Annotated in this window: 24 protein-coding genes and 1 pseudogene; all 25 read left to right on the plus strand. The window is 33.1% G+C overall.

From position 1 onward, the window contains the following. Nucleotides 1–21 precede the first annotated feature (21 nt). Nucleotides 22–1,593, plus strand: a complete 1,572-nt coding sequence (locus tag CLPUN_RS28895; protein ID WP_077849171.1) for a phage portal protein — start codon at nt 22–24, stop codon at nt 1,591–1,593. Next, the gene (locus CLPUN_RS20960; RefSeq protein WP_242954215.1) at nt 1,559–2,290 is read left to right on the plus strand and encodes a phage head morphogenesis protein; all 732 of its coding nucleotides are present in this window, start codon (nt 1,559–1,561) and stop codon (nt 2,288–2,290) included. The genes CLPUN_RS28895 and CLPUN_RS20960 overlap by 35 nt, the downstream gene beginning before the upstream one ends. A gap of 12 nt (nt 2,291–2,302) precedes the next feature. Then, entirely contained in the window at nt 2,303–2,812 is a 510-nt protein-coding gene (locus CLPUN_RS20965) for a hypothetical protein (protein ID WP_077849173.1), read from the plus strand. A 238-nt stretch (nt 2,813–3,050) separates the two neighbouring features. Then, complete coding sequence (locus CLPUN_RS20970) at nt 3,051–3,293, plus strand: hypothetical protein (RefSeq protein ID WP_077849174.1); 243 nt, start codon at nt 3,051–3,053, stop codon at nt 3,291–3,293. Between the two features lie 56 nt (nt 3,294–3,349). After that, the gene (locus tag CLPUN_RS20975) at nt 3,350–4,585 is read left to right on the plus strand and encodes a DUF2213 domain-containing protein (protein ID WP_077849175.1); all 1,236 of its coding nucleotides are present in this window, start codon (nt 3,350–3,352) and stop codon (nt 4,583–4,585) included. A 29-nt stretch (nt 4,586–4,614) separates the two neighbouring features. After that, nucleotides 4,615–5,178: a structural cement protein Gp24 gene (locus tag CLPUN_RS20980; RefSeq protein ID WP_077849176.1), complete on the plus strand. Its 564-nt coding sequence runs from the start codon at nt 4,615–4,617 to the stop codon at nt 5,176–5,178. A 16-nt stretch (nt 5,179–5,194) separates the two neighbouring features. Continuing rightward, nucleotides 5,195–6,238, plus strand: a complete 1,044-nt coding sequence (locus CLPUN_RS20985) for a DUF2184 domain-containing protein (protein WP_077849177.1) — start codon at nt 5,195–5,197, stop codon at nt 6,236–6,238. 75 nt (nt 6,239–6,313) lie between these two features. Continuing rightward, entirely contained in the window at nt 6,314–6,730 is a 417-nt protein-coding gene (locus CLPUN_RS20990; RefSeq protein ID WP_077849178.1) for a hypothetical protein, read from the plus strand. 8 nt (nt 6,731–6,738) lie between these two features. Then, complete coding sequence (locus CLPUN_RS20995; protein ID WP_077849179.1) at nt 6,739–7,236, plus strand: DUF4054 domain-containing protein; 498 nt, start codon at nt 6,739–6,741, stop codon at nt 7,234–7,236. Nucleotides 7,237–7,248: 12 nt separating this feature from the next. Continuing rightward, nucleotides 7,249–7,821 (plus strand): phage virion morphogenesis protein, encoded by a 573-nt coding sequence (locus CLPUN_RS21000; RefSeq protein WP_077849180.1) that lies wholly within the window; start codon nt 7,249–7,251, stop codon nt 7,819–7,821. Then, nucleotides 7,821–8,186, plus strand: a complete 366-nt coding sequence (locus CLPUN_RS21005) for a hypothetical protein (RefSeq protein WP_077849181.1) — start codon at nt 7,821–7,823, stop codon at nt 8,184–8,186. Before CLPUN_RS21000 ends, CLPUN_RS21005 begins: the two co-directional genes overlap by 1 nt. After that, a complete protein-coding gene (locus CLPUN_RS21010; RefSeq protein WP_077849182.1) occupies nt 8,186–8,740 on the plus strand; it encodes a phage neck terminator protein in 555 nt (184 codons plus the stop codon). Before CLPUN_RS21005 ends, CLPUN_RS21010 begins: the two co-directional genes overlap by 1 nt. A gap of 13 nt (nt 8,741–8,753) precedes the next feature. Next, nucleotides 8,754–9,869: a DUF3383 family protein gene (locus CLPUN_RS21015; RefSeq protein WP_077849183.1), complete on the plus strand. Its 1,116-nt coding sequence runs from the start codon at nt 8,754–8,756 to the stop codon at nt 9,867–9,869. An 11-nt stretch (nt 9,870–9,880) separates the two neighbouring features. Continuing rightward, nucleotides 9,881–10,309 (plus strand): tail tube family protein, encoded by a 429-nt coding sequence (locus tag CLPUN_RS21020; protein ID WP_077849184.1) that lies wholly within the window; start codon nt 9,881–9,883, stop codon nt 10,307–10,309. Between the two features lie 19 nt (nt 10,310–10,328). After that, nucleotides 10,329–10,790: a phage tail assembly chaperone gene (locus tag CLPUN_RS21025; RefSeq protein WP_077849185.1), complete on the plus strand. Its 462-nt coding sequence runs from the start codon at nt 10,329–10,331 to the stop codon at nt 10,788–10,790. 23 nt (nt 10,791–10,813) lie between these two features. Then, nucleotides 10,814–10,951 (plus strand): DUF6889 family protein, encoded by a 138-nt coding sequence (locus tag CLPUN_RS29730; RefSeq protein ID WP_423237320.1) that lies wholly within the window; start codon nt 10,814–10,816, stop codon nt 10,949–10,951. A 3-nt stretch (nt 10,952–10,954) separates the two neighbouring features. Then, nucleotides 10,955–12,526: a hypothetical protein gene (locus CLPUN_RS21030; RefSeq protein ID WP_077849186.1), complete on the plus strand. Its 1,572-nt coding sequence runs from the start codon at nt 10,955–10,957 to the stop codon at nt 12,524–12,526. Further along, nucleotides 12,526–13,077 carry a phage baseplate protein gene (locus CLPUN_RS21035; RefSeq protein ID WP_077849187.1) on the plus strand — a complete coding sequence of 184 codons (552 nt, stop codon included), beginning with the start codon at nt 12,526–12,528 and terminating at the stop codon, nt 13,075–13,077. Before CLPUN_RS21030 ends, CLPUN_RS21035 begins: the two co-directional genes overlap by 1 nt. An 11-nt stretch (nt 13,078–13,088) precedes the next feature. Beyond that, nucleotides 13,089–13,412 (plus strand): phage baseplate plug family protein, encoded by a 324-nt coding sequence (locus CLPUN_RS21040; protein WP_077849188.1) that lies wholly within the window; start codon nt 13,089–13,091, stop codon nt 13,410–13,412. Continuing rightward, nucleotides 13,409–15,355 carry a phage protein gene (locus CLPUN_RS21045; protein WP_158078813.1) on the plus strand — a complete coding sequence of 649 codons (1,947 nt, stop codon included), beginning with the start codon at nt 13,409–13,411 and terminating at the stop codon, nt 15,353–15,355. The genes CLPUN_RS21040 and CLPUN_RS21045 overlap by 4 nt, the downstream gene beginning before the upstream one ends. Before the next feature lie 12 nt (nt 15,356–15,367). Then, nucleotides 15,368–15,958 carry a Gp138 family membrane-puncturing spike protein gene (locus CLPUN_RS21050; protein WP_077849189.1) on the plus strand — a complete coding sequence of 197 codons (591 nt, stop codon included), beginning with the start codon at nt 15,368–15,370 and terminating at the stop codon, nt 15,956–15,958. Between the two features lie 16 nt (nt 15,959–15,974). After that, nucleotides 15,975–16,337 (plus strand): contractile injection system sheath initiator, encoded by a 363-nt coding sequence (locus CLPUN_RS29840; protein WP_077849196.1) that lies wholly within the window; start codon nt 15,975–15,977, stop codon nt 16,335–16,337. A gap of 17 nt (nt 16,338–16,354) precedes the next feature. Further along, on the plus strand, nt 16,355–17,530 hold the full coding sequence (locus CLPUN_RS21060; RefSeq protein ID WP_077849190.1) for a baseplate J/gp47 family protein: 1,176 nt from the start codon (nt 16,355–16,357) through the stop codon (nt 17,528–17,530). 11 nt (nt 17,531–17,541) lie between these two features. Then, a complete protein-coding gene (locus CLPUN_RS21065) occupies nt 17,542–18,288 on the plus strand; it encodes a baseplate wedge 1 family protein (protein ID WP_077849191.1) in 747 nt (248 codons plus the stop codon). 3 nt (nt 18,289–18,291) lie between these two features. Further along, a pseudogene (locus CLPUN_RS21070) lies at nt 18,292–19,709 on the plus strand (hypothetical protein); the annotation flags it as partial.

The following is a 19,709-nucleotide window of genomic DNA, read 5'->3' on the forward strand; positions in this document are numbered from 1 at the left end:
CAAGAAAGGAGGTTTATTAGATTGAGTAAGAATAAAAGATATAAAAATAAAGCAAACAATAGGAATTCAGGAACAACTTCTGATCCTCCAAGAAAACAAGCACAAGACAGTTTTCAAAACCCTTTAGCAAGGTTAGGGATAGGTTCTAATTCATTACTAGAAGGTACTCAATATCCAATACGACGTATGACTCAGAACTATAACCTAATGAACAGTTTATATCGTAATTCGTGGATAGCTAAAAAAATAATAAATACTATTCCAGAAGATATGTGTAAAAATTGGTTTTCTATATCTGCAGAACTGACACCTGAACAACAGGATAGATTTGATAAGCTTGAACAAAGAACACTTGTAAAAGAAAAAATAGTTGAAAGTTTAACCTGGGGAAGGTTGTATGGTGGTGCTGGTGCAATAATGCTTATAGAGGGGCATGAGGATATACTAGACGAGCCTTTGAACATAGACGATATAATGCCTAATTCATTTAAGGGATTAATGGTATTGGATAGATGGAGTGGTATATATCCAGGTATTGAGTTAATAACAGATATAAATGATCCAGACTTTGGTCTTCCGGATTTTTATGAAATTAAAGATATTAATGGCGAAATAAAACAAAAAGTACATCATTCGAGAGTGTTACGATTTATAGGCAGAAAGCTTCCGTTTTGGGAAGATCAAACAGAAATGCATTGGGGAACGAGTGAATTAGAACATGTATATGATGAATTGGCCAAGAGAGATAATACAAGTTGGAATATAGCGGCTTTAGTATTTCAAGCAAATGTTTTAGTAAATAAAGTTAAAGGACTTGACCAAATGATGGCTATAACAGATGTTTATACGCAACAAGATTTTTATAATGTAAAAACAGCACAAAACCAATTGCGAAGTAGTAGTGCAATGATGCTAATTGGAGAAGAAGATGAAGTATCAGCTTTAAATTATACCTTTGCAGGTCTTAATGATATATATGAATCATTTATGTTAGATGTTGCTGGTGCATGTGATATACCAGTTACCAGGTTATTTGGTCGTGCACCTGCAGGAATGAACGCAACAGGCGAATCAGATGAAAATATGTATTATGACATGATAGGAAAACAACAAGAATCGGTATTGGAACCTAAGATAAACAAACTATTACCAGTCATGTTTATGAGTGAATTTGGAAAAGTTCCGGATGATTTAGGTGTTAAATTTAACCCCATTAAAACACCATCTGATAGTGAAATGGCTGAAGTGGTAAGTAAAAAAGTTAGTGCAATAAAAGATGTTTATGATAGTGGAATAATTAGTCAAAAGACAGCTATGTCAGAACTTCACGAAATTAGTTATACGACTAATATGTTTACTAATATAACTGATGAAGATATTGCTAATGCTGACGATAGCACAAATCCAATGGGAGATATGCCAATAGGAGATGATATGCAGTATGATACCGAAGAAGAATACAGCCAAGGATTTATGGGAACCAAAGCGAAGAATAGAAGTAATGTACAAGAAAGCTTTGCGACAGATCACCAAGGAGCTAGAGAAGAAACTAACTGGATTGACAGACTTAAAGAGTATATTAAAAACCATTAAGAAATTTACAAAGAGTAAAGAGTTTAATGAATATGCTGAAAGAGCAGCACTGAAGATGGTAACAAGTTTGTTCTCGGATTCAGGTAAAACATGGAGGCAAGCAGCAAGAGTAAATTCAAAAGGTAAAGGAATATATGAAGCTCTTAAGAATGAATTAAATGGACCTGTAGGAAAATCTATAAATGAGCAAATTAAAAGAAATGCAAAATTAATAAAGAGTATGCCTACATCTATAAGGCCACAAATAACAAACTTTGTTAAGGAAGAGACGTTGAAAGGTAGAAGGTCGGAAAATATAGCTGAAGACTTACTAAATAGATTTCCTCATATGTATGAATCAAAAGCTAAAGTAATTGCTAGGACAGAAGTTTCAAAAACTTCTACAGCACTAACAAAAGCTAGATGTGATAGTTTAGGATTACCAATTTATATATGGAGGACAAGTAAGGACCAACGTGTTAGAAGTTCACATGATATTATGGATGATGTAATAATATTCTGGAACGATCCACCTTCACCGGAAAAGTTGGCTGGTGTTAAATCAAAGTTAGGGAAATATCATGCAGGTGACTGCCCAAATTGCAGATGCTATTCGGAACCAGTTATAAGGTTGAATTTTATAACATGGCCACATAAAGTATATTACAAAAATAAAATAGTAACTATGACTAAAAAGCAATTTGAAGAAATTATGTAAGGAGAGATTACGATGAAAGATTTAGAATTAGAAAAGAAAATAAATGAGGAAATTACTTCTGATTACTGGCAAAAACTAATTATGTTTAATCCTTCGGTTGATTGGGATGAGTTGAAAATAGAAAGGACATTTTTTAATGTAGCAAGCTCAAGCGTTTCTTATATTTATATTTATAAAAATGTGCTAGACAACATAGAAATACCGATGAGAGAATTAGGAGTTTCATCTTTTATCGAAATAAATTTATCTAATAATAGAGTAGTTAGAGAAAAAATAGTTAGAAAAATAATAAAACAAAAAATAGAAAATGAAGAAATAAAAAATTCATATTTAAAAGAGGATGTTAAAACAGAACTATGGGTAGAAACAACTAGAGGGAGTTTATGTTTTAGAAAAATTAAAGATACAGACATATATGTTAGAAAAAATATAATGCATTTTGGTACTTTGGGTGCAGTGAATTTAAATGAATTTATTAGTTATCAATTTGAAGAAATCAAAGAAACTAAAAAAAGTGAATAATATTCACAAATGCTTAGAATAAATATGCAATAAAACATTAATAAATGCATAAAAATACTAAAATAAACGCCTAAACACCTTGAAATTTGATGAAATATGAATATTTATTTCGCTAAATCAAATTTTTACGAAATAAATTACTGGCAAGCATCTATAAATATAGGTGTTATTTTTATGCTTAAAATAAAAAAGAATTACATTAAAAGTTAATATTATTAATAAGGAGGGAAACTATGTTATGCTTAATTTCTATTTGATATCAATAGGATTGTTCTATTTATCATTAATGATATTCTGTATTAGATATTTTGTTAACAAAAATAAAATAACTCTAAAAAAGAACGAAGAAAAATGGTTTGGTCTTATAATGGCTATAGTCATAAGTTTTTTACCAGTGATAAATATATGTATTGCAGTATATTGGATATATGCATCAGTATTAATGGACTATGAAAAATATATAAATATTATGAATAAATAAGTCTTAGAAATAAGGCTTATTTTTATGCGCAAAATTCCTTGAAAGGAGGTGATAGAGTGAAATTAAGTTATTATGGAAATAAAATAAGCGACAATATGTCAGTAACTCCAGAAGGTTATTTGACATGCTTAAATGTTCCAATTGGTCGAATAGGCTGGATGGATTATTATGGCCAAGAGCTACCATCTGATTTTAATGAACCTTATGGTAGTTTATGTAAGGTTTATAGAAGTCCAGAGGAATTATTTAGTGATGCCACAATTGCAAGTTTTGAAGGTAAATCAGTAACTAATACACATCCAACTTCAAATCTTGATATTAATACTACTGCAATGATTGAACGTGGCCATGCTCAAAATATAAGGCGTGATGGTGATTTTCTTGTTGCTGATTTAATTGTAAAAGATGCTGGTCTTATATCTGAAATTCAAAACAATCTAAAAAGAGAGGTTTCTTCTGGCTATGATTGTTACTGGCATAAGATTGGTGATGGTAAGTATGAGCAAAGAAATATAATAGGCAATCATGTAGCAGTTGTACCAAACGGTAGGGCTGGTAGCAAGGTAGCAATACAAGATTCTAAACCGGAAATAAAACAAATACTAGGAGGTAAAAAATATATGGGAAAGATAACAAAACAAGTTTTAGCAGCAATGGGGCTAAAAAGCTATGCACAAGATGCAGAGCCAGAAGATATTGCAAAGGCAATGGATGCATTTAATGAAGAGGAGGAAAAAAAGGAAGTAAAGGATGAAGAACCTGAGAAAAAGGAAGTTAAAGATGATGACCCAAAAGAAGAAGCCAAGGATGATGAAACAATTCCAGCGTGGGCTCAAGCATTAATTGAAGAGGTTAAGTCATTAAAGGTAGGTGAAAAGAAAGTTGCCGATGATGCTGAAGCTATAATGGATTCTATAGAAGAAGATCTCGATGGAAAAGAAGAAGTAAAAGATGAAGAACCTGAAGAAAAGGAAGAGGAAAAAGAACCAGTAGAAAAAGGTAAGGCAGCCGATGCAGCTTTAAAGAAATTTGTACAAGATATGAAGCCTATTATAATGGCGATCCCAGATGAAAAAACAAGAACTGAAGCAGCTAAAAAGTTTAGATCTACAGTAAAAGATGCTAGAGCTTGTAACGTAAATGGATATGCAGGTATTTTAAGTAATATGTCAAATCATAAAAAGTCTGCAATGGATGCAGCTGCTCATCAAAGACTTACTACAACTGAAGCAGCAGAAAAAAGCTGTAAGGCTTGGAATGCTGCCGGAGAAAAAATGAAAAACAATAAATAATTTTAGGTGAATAAAAGGAGGAAAATTTTATGCCAGGATCAGTTATACAAAAATCATTAAACTTAGGATATGCGGGTAAAGTGTCTCGTAATCCTTCAAACAAAATAAACGCTCGATCTGTTAAATCAATTTTAAATGGCGGTGGACTAGAAACACAACCATCAATACCTTTCGGTGCTTGTGTTGTAACTAATGCTGATAATACGTATTCTTTATTTGGTGCAAGCGGAACAGACGTAAGTGAGGCAACAGTTGCTAATTTCGGAGGAATTGCAGTATCGGAAGTTAAACAGTCTATGACTTATGGCTTTGGACCTAATGTAGGTTCTGGTCAGTTTGAACCTAATACACCATGTGATGTTTTACAACAAGGAACTGCAACTGTGCTCTGTACTGAAGGAACTCCGACTGCTAATGGATTGGTATATATAGTTACAGTTGAAGGAACTATATCACCTATTGGATCACTTGTTGCAACGCCTACACCATCAGGTGGAACTGCGATGCAACTTACTAATGCAAGATGGACAACAGGCAAAAAAGATGGATCAGGAATTACAGAAATAGTGTTATTAACTCAACTTAATGCATAATAGGAGGATATAAGATATGAATGAAATTATGAAGCAAACAATGGACTCGATAATGAGTTCAGGACAAAGAGGGGTTGTAATGGCTCAAGCACCTGGTGCAATTTATGGTCCGGGTATGGACAGTGGTGCAAGTGGAGGTTTATTATTTTTAACAGGAGAACTTGAAAAACAAGATGAAAGACTATTAGAACCTTTAACTTCATTGACTGCGCCTAGAGATATAGATATGTTACCAGGAGGTGGTTGGACTTCAATTACTTCTAATGTATTTGTTGATTATAGAACTACTGGAGATGATGAAGATTCTATAATTGGAAGTGAAACTACTAATATTCCAGTATCACAAGCTGATATTTCAAAAGATGTATTTAAAGTACATACATTTTCGGAGATATTAAGAGCGCCTTTATTTGATGAACTTAAACTACAACAAGTTGGTAAAAGTTTATCCCAAATACTCGATGATGGTATTAGATTAAATCACAGTAAAATGATTGATCGTAACGTATATGTAGGAATTAGTAAAACAGGTACTTATGGATTAATTAATAATCCAAATATAGTTGCTATAAGTGCGGTAAATGGTGCTGCCGGTTCTCCTTTATGGAGCAAAAAAACACCTGTAGAGATTATGAATGATATTAATCAACTATTAACAAACACAGTTACAGATTCAGGATATGATTTGAGTGGTATGGCTAATAGAGTTTTAATAGATTGGGCCAACTATTCTTATATAGCTAATACACCTGTAACACTTGCTGGAACACAAAGTATTTTAAATTACTTATTAGAAAATAATATAGCATCAAATCAAGGGATTAATTTAGAAATTTTTCCTTGCAGATGGTGTACTGGTGCCGGTATTGGCTCAACTCAAAGAATGGTAGCATATGTTAAAGCACCAAATAGAGTAAACGTAGATTTACCAGTGCCACTAAGCAGGGTTATGACTGCTCCAAACACAACCAGTGGTTCATATGAGACAATTTTTGCAAGTCAGTTTTCACAAGTTAAGTATCTTTATTATAGTTGTGCTGGTTACATAGACGGTATTTAAGCGTAACAAAATAAATAATTTAACAATAAGCTAGAGGATTTTATTATCTTCTAGCTATTTTTAGGAGGGAATTAAATGATTAAAGTATTAGCTGATAAGGTTTTAGGATTTCACAATGGAGATCAGGACGAAAAAGGAAATTTAATAATTTGTAGAACAAAGATTGGGTTTTGTGAATTACCTGATTGGGTTGCAAAAAGTGCTTATTATAAAGCTGCAATTTTAGATGGTTCATTAAGACCATTCGAGAATTCGGCTTCTAGTGAGGAAGTATTAAAAGATCAGGAAAAACTACAAGCTTTAAAGGATGAAATTAAAGCTTTAGAAGAGAAAAGAGACTTGCTTAATACTTCAAATGAAATTATAGAAAATGCTTCAAAAACAAAATCTAAAGATAAAAGTAAAGATGAAACTAAAGATTTAGAAGAAAAGGGAGAATTAATTGATCCGGCGAATGAAATTACAGGAAAAGATTCAGAAACTAAAAAGTAGGTGTTTAAATGTATAATACAGATTTAGAAACATATGCGAATCAAGTGGCGGTATCGGCTTCAAATATAAAAGCTGGAGATAATCCCAAATATGAATTAAAGGATTTTTATATTCAATATCCACAATTTGGCCCTAATATATCTGGAGAATTTATTGTTCCAGAAATAATTATGCAAATGTATCTAAACTTAGCTGATGCTTCTATAAAAGAATCTAGGTGGCATACTTCATGGAAGATAGCTATGGGATGGTTTATTGCACATTTTCTTACTTTATATGTGCAAGGAATGGCAGATCCTAATGGTGGAGCAGCAGCAGTTATAAAAGCGGGTCAAGCTAGAGGACTGGAGTCTTCTGTAAGTGTTGGAGATGTACATGTAAGTACGGATTATAGCACTATAGCTAATGGAATTGATGGCTGGGCGAATTGGCTATCTACTTCCTATGGAACTCAATTAGCCACCATAGGAAGGTTCGTGGGAAAAGGCGGAATGTGCGTACGTTAAGGAGGGGATATCATGATTAATGGTTTTACAAATGTTGCTATAACAAAGGATTTAACGAAAGATATTGTAAATTCTCTTAAAGATTTAGCTAAGAAAACAGTGTGCGTTGGTGTTCCAAGCGAAGAAGATACACAAAGAGATAATATATCAAATGCTGAATTAATGTATATTCATACAAATGGTATAAGAAATAAAAGTATGATACAAGAAATGCAGCATGATGTAGATAAGATGCCATATAGCAAGGCGCATGAGTTATATGTACATGAACATGGATCTCCTTTATGGAATTCCCCACCTAGACCAATACTTGAACCGGCAATAGAGAATTCAAAGGACCAAGTAGCCGAATTGATGAAAGATACTGCAAAGGTAGCCTTAAATGGTGGAGATGTAACGCCAGCTTTAAATGAAGTAGGAATGCAAGGTCAAAATATTGCTAGAGAGTGGTTTACAAACCCATCCAATAATTGGGCGCCAAATTCTCAAGATACTATTAAGAGAAAAGGTAGTGACAAGCCATTAATAGATAAAGGAGAACTTAGAAAATCAATTACTTATGTAGTAAAGGATGGTGATGTTTAATGATTGATTTATCATCTGCAGTAACTGATCCAAGATTTGCACAAACATTCCCTGTATACAGAAAAACTGGTAAATGGAATGCGGATGGAGATTTTGAACAAATAGAAACTGAAATACCAATGATAGGAACAATAAGCATTGCAAGTGCAAAACAGATAGAATTTATTCCGGAAGGTGATAGGGTAGGAGGAGAAATAGCAATTCATTGTGTAAAAGAACTTTTTACATCTAGAAACGCACCTAATGAGTCCGGAACTGCTGACGAATTACTATGGCATGAAGAAAGATATAAGATATATTCAGTTAATCCTTATAGTGATTATGGATATTTTAGTGCGATAGGACAAAGGTTGGCTAGTGATTAATGGCAGATCAAGTATTAAAACTTAAAGAGATAGAGAAATTCTTTGTTCAAATTACTTGCAAAATGCTTAATATAGACACAACTAAAGAAGAAAATTTGGGGAAAGTAAGAAAAGCATGGCCGACTGGTGGAGCTCCGGGATGGAAAATTGACCAAGATATTGTTTTCTTAAGGATAACTCCTGTGGATGATAAGCTGGCCAGGCAATTAAATATAATTTATGATCCCAATAAAGATGATAATACTATTGCAGATAAGAAAACAGGCTATACAAGAGTTCATAAAATAGATTGGCTTTTGTATGGTCCTAATTCTTATGATAATGCAGATATAATCAGACATCTAATATTTGATTTTGATTATATGCTTGAATTTAAGAAAAAGAATCTTTTCTTAATAACTGACGTTCCAATGCCTACGAGATTACCAGAACTTTATAATTCTCAATGGTGGGAAAGAACCGATTTTTCAGCAACCTTTAATGAAGCAGTGATAAGAGAAAAGAAAGTGCCTTATATTTTAAGTGGAGATGTAAGGTTAATAACAAATAGATAGGAGGAATGTATATATGTCAACTTTATCACTTAATGATATTGTAGATGTTAGTGTTACCGTAGGTCCTGTTAGCTCTGTTAGAACTAATTTTAATTTAGGGTTAATTATTGGTAGTTCAGAAGTAATAGCTACGACTGCAAGAGTAAAAATATATCAGAAATTAGCTGATATGACTGCAGATAAATGGACAGGAAAGGAACCGGAATATTTAGCAGCACAAAAATATTTTTCTCAAACACCTAGACCACACAAAGTAGCCATAGGAAGATGGGATAAAACAGCAGACTCAACAGAAACGGCAGCGCAAGCAGTCGCATTATGCAGAGAAGCTAATACAGAATGGTATGTATGTTCAGTTTGTGGAGTAGAAAAGGCAGATGTTATAGCAGTTGCAAACTATATTGAAACTGCAGAACCACAATCAGCGTATTTCTATACTGCTGATGATTCAGATGTAAAAGCTAATGAAGATGGAAACATAATGGATGAATTAAAGAAAAATAGTATTCATAGAACATTAGGGCAATACTCAACTACAGATGATGCAGTCGTTGCAATTATGGGGTATGCTATGGGTGCAAATAAGCAAACGTCAAATAGTGCTTATACATTAGCTTATAAAAAAGAAGTTGGAGTTCCGGCAGAAAAATTAACACTTGCTGAAGTTACTGCAATAAAAAATCTTAATGGTAATGTTTATATAAATAGAGGTTCTGTTTATAACTTATTTGAAGATGGAAAGATGGCAGATGGAACATATTTCGATGAATTACTAAACTTAGATATGTTAACTAACGGAATTCAAACTGCAGTAGTAAATGGATTAGCATCAGAACCTAAAGTGCCCCAAACTAATGATGGTATGGACAAACTACTTAACTATATTACAGCACCATTAGAAAAAGCTAGATCGACAGGATTTATTTCTTCTGGTATTTGGAATACTAGTGGTATTTTAACAGTCAATACAGGAGATGTATTACCACGAGGTTACAAGATATTAGCAGAGTCAATAGCTGACCAATCTCAAGAAGATAGAGAAGCCAGGAAGTCACCACCAATTTACATTTTAGCTAAATTAGCTGGTGCAATTCAATACGTTTCTATAGGCGTATATGTAAACAGATAGGAGGAAGATAAATGCATACTACTTATAGCTTTGAAGATGTAACAGCTTCATTTTCTCACCCTAGTGTGGGAGCCGCATCTTCTACTGGTGCTGGTGTTGGAACTATAACTACATCTATGACACAAGAAAAAACCGTACATGATACGGCATCAGATGGTAATGTTATGATTTCAAAAATTGCAGGTAAAAACGGAAGTGTTGCAATAACACTTCAACAAACATCTGAGCTCCATAAATTTTTTATGAAATGGTATAACTATGTTGATAATGCTCCAGCTGCAGAGTGGGCGAAGATGAACATAACTATTAAATCTGATAATTTAGGAGATTCCACAGTTTGTACAGGAGTATCACCACAAAAACTTGCTGATAGACCATATCAAGCACAAGGACAACAAATTACATGGAACCTTATGGCTGCAGAAATATCACAAACTTAGAATAGGAGATGATTAATTAATGGATAAACCAATATTATATAAAGATATAGAAGTGGATGGTAGAAAGTTTAGATTGAATAAATTAGATGCAAGAACAGGCTCATATATGTCAGTTAAACTAATGGGTATATTAACACCTTTGTTTGAAAATGTAGACTTAAGTAATTTAAAAGACATCAAGTTAAATGATTTAAATATAGCTAAAATGACAAAGACTTTATTTAAAATGCCAGAAGAGGATTTTAGATTTGTTCAAGATAATTGTTTGCAGTTAGTAAAAGAGTTACTTCCTGCTGGGCCACAAAAAGTTTTAGATGAGTATGGGAAGTGGGGTGTATTAGATATTGAATTTGATACAGGCTTAGTAATGAATTTAACAATACAATCTTTAGTATTTAACGTGACTGGTTTTTTCAAAGAAAGCCTGTTGAGTTCTTTAATCAACAGGGCGACTACAATCCTGCAAAATTCGAAAATATAGATGCCTTTCTTTGGACTCCGGTTATATCTGGACATTGGAAGCAACATGAACTATGGGACGGTACTTATAATTTTGATGATTTATTAGACATTCACGAAATGTTAAAGGTTACTTCTGAAAATAAACGTAGAGCTGAAGAAGCTGCTAGAAAGGAGGTGTAGAGATTGGCTTTAGAACTTATAAAAGAGTATTTAGTTGGAATAGGATTTAATGTAGATTTAAATTCGCTAAATAATGCAGAACAGTCTATAAAATCAGCAGATAGAACAATTAAAAACTTTAATGATAATAGTAAAAAAGGTTTTTCAGAGTCATTTGATTCAATGAAAGACCTTTTTTCTTTGTTTGGTTCATCGGGTGCGGTTATAGGCAAGCTGTTTCCGGAACTACAAACTCCTTTAAAGAACTTAGCTGGAGATATTTCTACAGTAAAAAAACTATTTAAAGATTTAGGAGTAATGGAAGTTCCTGAAAAGAACAAAGAAGCTTCAAATCAAAAAAGAAAACCACAAACAAAAGATAATAATAGGAAGAGAAAAACTGAAAGTGCCACCCACCAAAATACATCCAATAATCAAAAAGTAACTGCAGATAATCAAGAAAATAAGGGATTATCTGTATTGCCTAAAAATACTGAACTATTAGATACATCTAAAAATCTAATTGAAAGTATATTAGATGCCAAAGATGCAACAAAAGTATTAGAAACTCAAGGTGGAGGTGCATTATCTAAATTTTCTATGGGGGCTGTAGGGTCAGTGTTAGCTGTAGTTGCTGCAGTTGCGGTTACGGTTACTGCAGTAAAAGGATTAACAAAATATCTTTCTGAACTGGCCCAGAAAGATATTGAATATGAAAAATTATCTAGGCAATTATGGACCACAAAGGAAAATGCCAAAGAAGTAGATATGGCATTAAAAACCATGGATGCAACAATGCAAGACCTTTGGCTGAGTCCAACGCTTATGAAACAATTTACTCAATTAAGAAAAGATTCGGCAGCCTTAAAACTTCCTAAGGAATATACAGAAAATCTTAAGGTTATTCAAGGCATAACTTTAGAATTCAAAAGACTTAAACAGTTTGGAGAATTAGCTTTTCAATGGATCGGTAATTACATTCTTAAATATGCTGCTGAACCATTGGCGGAATTAAAACAATTTATTCATGAAATTAATGATTGGATAGTTAAAAATTTGCCAGGTATAGGCAAGACTATAGGTTCTATTATTGGATTGATAGTAAGAGTTGGACTAGAAGTAGGGAAGGTTATAGGAGTTTTATTTAAATTAACATCACCTATTTTTGCAATTATAAAATTGTTTGATAAACTTCCTGAATCGGTTAAAAATTTTGGTAAGGTTGTAATGGCGTTAGCTTCACCGTTTATTTTAATCCTAGGATTGATAGATGATATAATGACTGCTTTTGAAGGAGGAAAATCAGTAATAGGAAGTATTTTTGGACTTAGTAATGATAAAAAAGCGCTGTCCAATATAGGAAGCAAAGTAAAAGAATACGGTAATAATACTAGAATTAACACTGTACCTTCTAGCTATGCCACAAATAATACGTCTAATAGCAATGTTAATACAACTTCAAATAGCAATAATAAAGTTGAAACTAAGAATACATTTAATGTTTATGGTGGCAGTGATGCTAATTCTACGGCTAATGTAGTATCAAATAAAGTGAATGGATTACATACCAGGAATATGCAGGGGGTGTTTAACTAATGGCAGATGAAATAGTAACGACTTATTTTTCAACAGCACAAGGTAATTATGTTTTTGATGCTTTTTTTAACATAAATCATGAGAGTAATTTAACCATTACAGAACACCCAGTGCAAATAGGAGCTAATGTTAGCGATCATGCCTATATGGAAGCTCAAAAAGTCACATTTGAAATAGGCATGAGTGATGTAATGAAAGATATATCGGCTACAGCGGTTGCCACATTTAACGGAACGTCTTCTAGTAGATCCGTAAATGCCTATAAGGTTCTTAAAAAGTTACAATCCGATAGAATACCTATTAATGCAATAACAAGATTAGGGACATATAAAAATATGCTTGTAGAAACTGTAGCTGCTCCAGATGATAATAAAACTCTTTACGCATTGAAAGCTACAGTTGTATTAAAAGAAATATTTGTAGTAAATGTTACTACGGTAAAAATTTCAGCAAGACCGCAAAAATCAGAATCATCTAACGAAGGTGACCAAAAGCCACAAGAAGCTAATGAAAGTATGCTTTCAAGTATGCTTAAAGATATATTCAAATAGGAGGAATTAAATTGTTTATAATACCACTAACAACAAGCCCAAATCAAAAATTCACAAGTACAATACCAGTTGATGGTAAGAAAATAAAGTTTAATTTCTTCTTAAGATTTAATACAGAGGCTAAGTATTGGGTTTTAGATATATTTGATTCTAAAAATGATAGCCTTATTGTTTCTGTAAATCTTGTTTGTGGATCTAATCTTTTAGAACAATACAGTTATTTAAATATTGGTTCAGCCTATATTTTAAAGGTGGATGCCACATTAGCTGGTGATAAACCCAATGAATACAACTTAGGAACTGATTTTTTATTATTATGGGGTGATACTTTATGAGCATAGAACAAACAGTATGGAGTTATTTAAGAAATAAAGGACTTCCGGAAAAAAGCGCAGCTGCTATAATGGGCAATATTTATCAAGAAAGTAGTTTCGACCCAACCCAAATCGAAGCAGGAAATAGAATAGGCTTTGGATTGTTCCAATGGTCTTATGAAAGAAGGACACAATTAGAAGCTTATGGAACAGACCTGCAGCATCAATTAGATTTCTTTTGGAGTGAATTAACCGGAGAAAATACATCCTCACGTGGAGCGACTTTACAATGGATTAATAAAGGGAATTTTAAACTAGATAATTTCTTAAAAGGTAATGGTAGTATTGATGAATTAACAGAAGCATTTTGCGTTTGTTGGGAAAGAGCAGGAGTACCGATGATGCAAAATAGAATAGAAGCTGCTAATAAATATTTTAGTCAATATACAGGAACTAGTCCAAGTCCAGACAGTGCAAATAGTAATTCAAACAGTATAACTGTCGAAGCTACTAATTATCAAGTTGTTGCAGATAGTCAGAAAAAAGGTGACGTATTATTTGGTAGAAGGTATAGAATTACAGTTAGTGACTCCAATGGAGACGGATTAGATGTGTCTGATTTGAGGTGTACATTCAATATAACTAAAACTATACAAATGGAGCCTAATTCAAGTGAAATAACAATTTATAATCTGAATGCTAAGACAGAAAATTCAATCATGATGAATGGTAAAAGAGTAACTGTAGAAGCAGGCTATGAAGGTACACAATTCGGATTAATTTTCGATGGAGATATATTGCAAACTATTAGGGAAAGAGAAAATGGAACAACATTCAAGCTTACAATAATAGCTTTAGATTCAGATAGAGCTATCAATTTTGATATTGCAAATTTTTCCTTAGTGAAAGGGCAGACCGCAAGAAGTATAGTTGACCACATAGCAAATAAAGCTGAAAATCCAATTGATATGGGAAGTATTTCAGAGAAATTAAGCGGTCAAAAACTTACCAGGGGGAAAGTATTTTTTGGAAAAGCAAGCGATTATTTAAGACAAATAGCTAAAAGTAACCAATTGCAATATTACATGGATGATGGAAGATTGCATTTAATAAGTTTAGATGAGCTTCCGGAAGGCGAAATAATAGAGCTAACTCCTACAAGTGGATTAATAGGAACTCCTGAACAAACCGACTATGGTATATCAGGAAGGTGTTTATTAAATCCACAAATTAAGTTAAACAGTCTTATTCATATAGATAATAGTACAGTAAGAGCAAAAAGAATTGATATAAATGGTTCAAATGCATCACCACAGGGAGGTACTGCAGATGGTTCATCAGTAACAAATAATGCTAGAAATACTATAATTGCAGAGGCAAGAAGAATATGTGATGATCCTAAGGTTGAATATAATCAGGATTATAGAGGACAAACTATTAATGGTATAACGTATTGGGATTGTTCTAGCTTTGTAAAACAATGTTATGAAGTTGCTGGACTTTCTATAGTAGATATAACATGGTCCCAATACAAACAAGTTGCAAATGAAGGCGGAAATTTTATTTTACAATCTGATGCATTACCAGGAGATTTAGTCTTTTGGGGCACAGGAGATTCATGTCATCACGTTGCTATTTATGCAGGTGATGGATATGTTTATGCAGCAAGAGGTAAAGATGGAAAGTCACCAGTTGACCAAGTTGCATATCATGCTTTATATGGAGATCCATCGTTTGGCCGACCTAAATGTCTTGTTGATGCAGATAAAGGAACGCTTCCTTCTGCTAGCTATGCAACAGAAGGTGATAATGCATCTCAAACATTATTTAGATCACTTGATAAGGATGGAATATATAGAGTTATTAAGATTGTTTATGAAGGTGATACAAGAGGAGAATCATGGTATTCAAATTTTGAAACCATAGATCAGTTAGGTGGTGCAATTGCCACAGTATCAAATTAAAAGAGGTGAAATATGAGCAGAAACGTATCAGAGATTATTGGTTCAGAAGATGAAATGTATAGAGGTATGGGTGATAATTGGAAGAATGTTTTGAGGGTTGCATGTCCTGGAATAATACAAAACTTTGATCCACATACACAAACCGTAACAGTCAAGCCAGCATTGAGGGAAAATGTTACAAAAGAGGACTTTTCTAAAGAATGGATGGACGTACCTTTATTATTAGATGTACCGATTGTTATACCTAGAAGTGGGAGGTACAGTTTAACTATGCCAATCAAGACAGGTGATGAATGTTTAGTTATATTTTTAGATTCTTGTATGGATGCATGGTTTACTCATGGAGGAATACAAAACCAGATGGAAAAACGTAGACATGATCTTTCAGATGCAATTGCAATAATAGGACTTTACTCACAACCTAATGTAATTTCAAATTATTCTACAAATTCATGCCAGTTGAGAAACAATTCAGGAACTTCGTATATTGAATTAAAAGATAATGAAATTAATTTACATTCAGATAAGATAGTTTTAAATGGGGTAATTTGGGACACGCATACTCATAGTGGAGTTCATGGTGAAACTTCAGGACCACATTAGTTAGGAGGCGATTCTAATTAGATACAGAAAATTAGATATAAATGGAGATTATTCATTTGGAAAAGGTCAACAAGATTTAACATATGGTTCATATGCAGTTGCTCAAGCAATTCAAACTAGACTTTTACTATTACAAGGAGAGTGGTGGGAAGATGTCGAGGATGGCCTACCACTTTTTCAGCAAATATTAGGACAACCAGGAGCAAAGAACAATTTAACTATAACCGATTCATTAATCAAAGAAAGAATAATAGAGACTCAGGATGTAATTGGAATTGAAGAATTCTCAAGTTCTTATGATTCTGAAAATAGATCATATTCATTTGAGTGCACAGTCAATACAAAGTATGGAACTATTTCGTTAACTAATACTTTATAAAGGAAGGAGGTAGTTATATGGCGTATTTTGCACCTTACATTGATGCAACTGGTCTTCATATTGATACATATATTAACTTAAGAGATTCAATTGTGGATGAAGCTAAAAATATATTTGGCCAAGATATTTATTTAGGGAATGACAGTCAAGATTATCAATTAATAGCCACACTTTCTGAATATATGTATGACGTTTTACAGGCTATACAATTGTCTTATAACAATAGAAGCCCCGCAACAGCAATAGGAAGCGGTTTAGATGGAATTGTAAAAATAAATGGTATAAAAAGAAAATCTGCAAGTTATAGCACTGTTCTGGTGGTAATTACAGGAGTAGCGGATACTGTAATAAAAAATGGAATTGTATTAGATAAAGGTAGTTTCAAATGGGATTTACCCACATTAGTTACAATTCCAAGTGATGGACAAATAGAGGTGTTAGCAAAGTGTCAAATACCAGGTCCTGTTGTTGCAAACCCAGGAGATATAATTAATATATTTAATCCTACTTATGGATGGAACGGAGTATACAATTCAACAAATGCAGAACTAGGAGCAAATATTGAAGATGATAGTAAGCTTAGAAAAAGACAATCTTTAAGTACTGCGCAACCTAGCAGGACAATGCTAGAAGGAACTAGCGGAGCTGTAGCACAAGTAAAGGATGTTACAAGATCAAAAGTATATGAAAATGATACTAATCAAGTTGATGCAAGAGGATTACCACCACACTCAATAACAGCAGTTGTAGAAGGTGGAGCGAATGAAGATATAGCAAATGCAATTTTTATTCATAAAGGTATAGGTTGTTTTTCCAACGGTGACATAATTATAAATGTAACAGATTCTAAAAATCAAGTAACTCCAATAAGATTTTTTAGGCCAGTATATGTTGATATAGAATTAACCATAAATATTAAATCTTTAAATGGATATACAACGGCAACTACAAATTCTATAAAAGAAAATTTACAAACTTGCTTAAACTCTATGGAAATAGGAAGTGGATTGACAATATCTAGTTTATGGGGTGTGGCCCTGCAAGCTATGCCTAATTTAATGGACCCTATGTTTTCTATAACTTCAATTACTGCAGCTAGACTAGGAGAAGTTCAAGGTGCTAGTGACATTAATTTAAAATATAATGAGGTTTGCAGAGGGAATATAAATAAGATTACTGCAAATGTAGTATAGAGGAGGATGTTATGGCAATAGATAAATACTTAGATAACATAACTTCTGAACATAGAGATAAACCTAAATTCATTAGCTGGCTTAGTAAAAACCTTGAAATTATAGATGGTGCTTATTTGCTTATGAAAGAAATGGATAGCAATTTTGACTTAGATAATGCAATAGGTGTCCAATTAGGTAAATTAGGAACTATCATAGGAAGAAGTAGGATTCTTTCGTTTCAACCGGTTAATGGATATAGTCCTATTTTAGATGATGAAATGTCTAGATTGGTTTTTAAAACTAAAATAGCTATGAATAACTGGGGAGGAACTGTGCCAGAAATGTATGATATTTGGGATAATATTTTTGGGCAGGATGATGATCTTGATCTGCAATTAGAAGATAATCAAGACATGAGTTTTAATGCTTATATAACTGGTTACGTTGATCCAATACAGCAAGAACTTATTCAACATCAATATATTATTCCAAAGCCAGAAGGAGTAAGAGTTAATTACATTGGAAGGTCTAAAATTCCCTTTGATGTTTATTCTGCAATAGTTGTATCGGTGTGCCAGACAGAAGTTATAAACATGGATTTTGACCAATCAGAAAAAATTGATTTGGGTGGATATTCAAGAATCACAGTTCAACAAATAAAAACGGAAACTATAAACTTGGATAACAAATCGAATCATTTTGACTATTTAGTGGACCAAGATGGGAAATTATTAATAGATCAAGAGGGCAAATATTTAGTTGAAAGGAAGGTGTGATAAATGAATGAAGGAACCAGGTTTCCTGGAAATTATCCAACGGTAATTCCTGAAGAAAATGATTTGGCCATGATAATACAAAATGGATCTATTAAATTGTCTAAGTTCAGTAATATAGGCGATAGTGATTTTAGAAATGAAATTAAAACCGCTAGAGGTACTGAAGCAAGTTTGGGAATTAGATTAAATGTAATTGATGATAAAGTTGCTAATGTCGAAACTAATAAAGCTGATAAAGATCTTGTTTTTACTAAAGAAGAAGTACTGCAAAAAATAGCAGATTTAATAAATTCAGCACCTGAGACCCTTGATACTTTTAAAGAGATTGCGGATGCATTAGGTAATGATCCAAACTTTGCTACAACAATAATAAATCTGTTAGGGAAGAAAGTTGATAAAGTAGAGGGTGAATCATTAGTAAGTAGTGAGGATTGGGAAGGTGTAAGAACAGAAATAAATAATGCAAAGAGCACGTTTTCGAGTATAGATGAAAGATTAAAAAGCGTTGTAAGCAATATTTTTAAAGGTAATTTGTACATTACAACTAATTCAGGAAATAACTATTCAGTGATGGTTCCTGAATTAACTATACTTAGTGATGGATATCCGTTAACAGTTAAATTCAATGAAGCAAGTACAGGAGCTATAACGGTTAACCCAAATGGTTTGGGTAATAAAAATGTTGTAGATTACTTTGGAAACCCAGTTACTAATGTACGAAAAGATTTAATAGCAAATCTTATATACGATGCTGTTAATTCAAATTTTCAATTATTGGGTAAGGGAGGTGGTGGAAACGTAACAGCTGATAAAATGTTAAATGGTATTACAGCGACAGGAAATAATGGACCAATTGTAGGCTCTATGGTAGACAATGGAGCAGCTATTATCATGCCAGGTACAACAAATAAAATAATTACAAAAGGCTATCATAATGGCAATGGGTATGTACATGGAGAACCAAACTTATTAAGTGAAAATATAAAAGCTAATAAAAGTATGTTTGGTATTCAAGGAAAAGCTTCTGTCGTAGATACATCCGATGCATTAGCTACTGCAGCACAATTATTATCTGGTGTATCCGCTTACGTAAATGGAAATAAGATTATTGGCAATATACCTAATAATTATGGTGTATGGCAATATGCTCAGCAGGTGCAGCCTGCAAGTGGAAGATTACATATGTATATTCCACGAGGATATTATGACCCAGCAGGAGGAACTGGTGTATATTATGATTCAGCTGACTATATAGCTTCAAATATTACAAATGGTAAAAATATATTTGGACTAATTGGAAGTGCTACAGCAGCAAGTTTAGGTGGAAGGGGATATGCCGCTGGTACCGCAGAGGGAAATGCTACTGTAAGCCTATCCTTCACTCCTTCTATAGTTGTAATAAGTTATTATTATGACGCAAA

Source organism: Clostridium puniceum (assembly GCF_002006345.1).
Classification (GTDB): domain Bacteria; phylum Bacillota; class Clostridia; order Clostridiales; family Clostridiaceae; genus Clostridium; species Clostridium puniceum.